Source organism: Pseudomonas emilianonis, assembly GCF_023072625.1.
GTDB lineage: Bacteria > Pseudomonadota > Gammaproteobacteria > Pseudomonadales > Pseudomonadaceae > Aquipseudomonas > Aquipseudomonas paraveronii.
On the sequence record NZ_JAKNRV010000529.1, the window covers coordinates 1 to 2,651 of the forward strand.

The 2,651-nt window shown below is 59.1% G+C and carries 4 protein-coding genes; 3 read left to right on the plus strand and 1 reads right to left on the minus strand.

Annotation, left to right across the window (positions count from 1 at the left end; genetic code table 11):
- From L9Z73_RS28835 to recX, 3 genes are all read left to right on the plus strand, one after another.
- The coding region (locus L9Z73_RS28835; RefSeq protein ID WP_247408225.1) for a CinA family protein at positions 1 to 195 on the plus strand (195 nt) is incomplete at its 5' end.
- Between the two features lie 83 nt (positions 196 to 278).
- Positions 279 to 1,337, plus strand: a complete 1,059-nt coding sequence (recA, locus tag L9Z73_RS28840) for a recombinase RecA (RefSeq protein ID WP_247408227.1) — start codon at positions 279 to 281, stop codon at positions 1,335 to 1,337.
- 8 nt (positions 1,338 to 1,345) lie between these two features.
- A complete protein-coding gene (recX, locus tag L9Z73_RS28845; protein ID WP_247408229.1) occupies positions 1,346 to 1,813 on the plus strand; it encodes a recombination regulator RecX in 468 nt (155 codons plus the stop codon).
- Between the two features lie 59 nt (positions 1,814 to 1,872).
- Here recX and L9Z73_RS28850 read toward each other — a convergent pair.
- Positions 1,873 to 2,651: LOG family protein (locus L9Z73_RS28850; protein WP_247408232.1), on the minus strand; the 779-nt coding region annotated here is incomplete at its 5' end.

Genomic DNA, 2,651 nt, shown 5'->3' on the forward strand with positions numbered 1-2,651 from the left:
GTGGCCGGCCCCGATGGCGGCTCGCCGGACAAGCCGGTAGGCACGGTATGGCTGGCTTTCGGCGTGGGTGACGAGGTCACGGCCGAGCGCCAGCACTTCCCCGGCAACCGCGACGAGGTCCGCCGACAAACGGTAAAGGCCGCGCTAGAGGGCTTGTTGCGACGAGCTGCAGCAGAAATAGAAAATCAGGGGTAGGCGATCTCCGATCTTTGTGGAACAATACTGTCTACTTATACAGGTGTTGGCCGTCAGGCCTTATTGATTACGTGAGGACTTTAATGGACGAGAACAAGAAGAAAGCCTTGGCTGCGGCCCTGGGTCAGATCGAACGTCAATTCGGCAAGGGTGCCGTAATGCGTATGGGCGATCACGACCGTCAGGCGATCCCGGCTATTTCTACTGGCTCTCTGGGTCTGGACATCGCGCTCGGCATTGGCGGTCTGCCAAAAGGCCGTATCGTTGAAATCTACGGTCCTGAATCTTCTGGTAAAACCACCCTGACGCTGTCGGTGATTGCCCAGGCGCAAAAGATGGGCGCCACCTGCGCGTTCGTCGACGCCGAGCACGCCCTGGACCCTGAATACGCTGGCAAGCTGGGCGTCAATGTTGACGACCTGCTGGTTTCCCAGCCGGACACCGGTGAGCAAGCCCTGGAAATCACCGACATGCTGGTGCGCTCCAACGCCATCGACGTGATCGTGGTCGACTCCGTGGCTGCCCTGGTGCCGAAAGCTGAAATCGAAGGCGAAATGGGTGACATGCACGTGGGCCTGCAGGCCCGTCTGATGTCCCAGGCGCTGCGTAAAATCACCGGTAACATCAAGAACGCCAACTGCCTGGTGATCTTCATCAACCAGATCCGGATGAAAATCGGCGTCATGTTCGGCAGCCCGGAAACCACCACGGGTGGTAACGCGCTGAAGTTCTATGCTTCGGTCCGTCTGGACATCCGCCGTACCGGCGCGGTGAAAGAAGGTGACGAGGTTGTTGGTAGCGAAACCCGCGTCAAGGTCGTGAAGAACAAAGTGGCTCCGCCATTCCGTCAGGCTGAGTTCCAGATTCTCTACGGTAAAGGCATCTACCTGAACGGCGAGATGATTGACCTGGGCGTGCTGCACGGTTTCGTCGAGAAATCCGGTGCATGGTATGCCTACAACGGCAGCAAGATCGGTCAGGGCAAGGCCAACTCGGCCAAGTTCCTGGCGGACAACCCGGATATCGCCGCCACGCTTGAGAAGCAGATCCGCGACAAGCTGCTGACTCCTGCGCCGGACGTGAAAGCTGCTGCCAACCGCGCGCCGGTTGACGAAATGGAAGAAGTCGACACTGACGTCTGAACCAAACGATGACTGTTGTGCTAGATACACTCGTCGCCGTTCGGCGCACTGCGATGGACCTGCTCGCGCGCCGCGAGCATGGTCGAGTCGAACTGACGCGTAAACTGCGTCAGCGCGGTGCGTCTGCCGAGATGATCGACAGTGCCCTCGACCGCTTGACGGAAGAAGGGTTGCTGTCGGAAGCCCGTTACCTCGAAAGTTTTGTGTCCTACCGAGCGCGCTCTGGCTATGGTCCTGCGCGCATTCGTGAAGAACTGAGCCAGCGCGGTCTGCAACGCGCCGACATCGACCTCGCCCTGCGCGAGTGCGGTATCAGTTGGCAGTCGCAACTGGAAGATACCTGGCGTCGCAAGTTCTCTGGGCATCTTCCGATTGATGCCAGAGAGCGCGCGAAACAAGGGCGCTTCCTGAGTTATCGCGGGTTTTCGATGGAAATGATCGGCCGCCTCTTCAGCGGTCGGGACATGGACGACTGAACAGAGCAAAAAGCAAAAGGCCCGCTATGAAAATAGCGGGCCTTTTTTTTGCTCAAAAATCACGCGGGCTCCGGCGCTACCCGTTGTTGCGTCTTGCCCTGAGCCTGAGCCCAGTTCTCCGGCAAGTTGATGTAATCCACCAATTCCCGTAACCGGCCCTGATCACGGCCGTTGAAGTTGAACACCAGTCGCGTCAGATGACTGAACTGCGGCTCATCATGCTCTTCTCCGGTATAGGCGAGCTGCTGGAAGTCGCCGCTCAGCCGCAGGCTGGCGAACTCTTTTTGCACCTGAGCCAGCGCCCGCTCACTGAGCGGATGATGCATGCGCATCACAAACTCACGCTTCAGCCAGCGGGTAGAGTGGAAGTTGGCGTAGAACTGGTTGATCTCGTCCACCGCTGCTTCGGCGCTGTACACCAGGCGCACCAGCTTAAGGTCAGTGGGCAGGATATAGCGATTGGCTTCCAGTTGGCTGCGGATAAAGTCCAGGGCGCCTTGCCAGAAACCGCCGCCTGGTGCATCGAGTAACACCACCGGCACCAGTGGGCTCTTGCCGGTCTGGATCAGCGTCAGCACTTCAAGCGCTTCATCCAGGGTGCCGAAACCACCCGGGCATAACACCAGCGCATCGGCCTCCTTGACGAAGAACAGCTTGCGCGTAAAGAAGAAGTGGAAGGACAGCAGGTTCTCGGTGCCATCGATGGTCGGGTTGGCATGTTGTTCGAACGGCAAGGTAATGTTGAAGCCCAGGCTGTGCTCCAGGCCGGCACCTTCGTGGGCGGCGGCCATGATGCCGCCACCGCCGCCGGTGATCACCATCAGATCGGAGCGCGCCA

Bases quoted from the DNA above. Each gene is read 5' to 3' on its own strand.
- recX (WP_247408229.1), top strand. From the start codon at position 1,346: ATGACTGTTGTGCTAGATACACTCGTCGCCGTTCGGCGCACTGCGATG.
- recA (WP_247408227.1), top strand. From the start codon at position 279: ATGGACGAGAACAAGAAGAAAGCCTTGGCTGCGGCCCTGGGTCAGATC.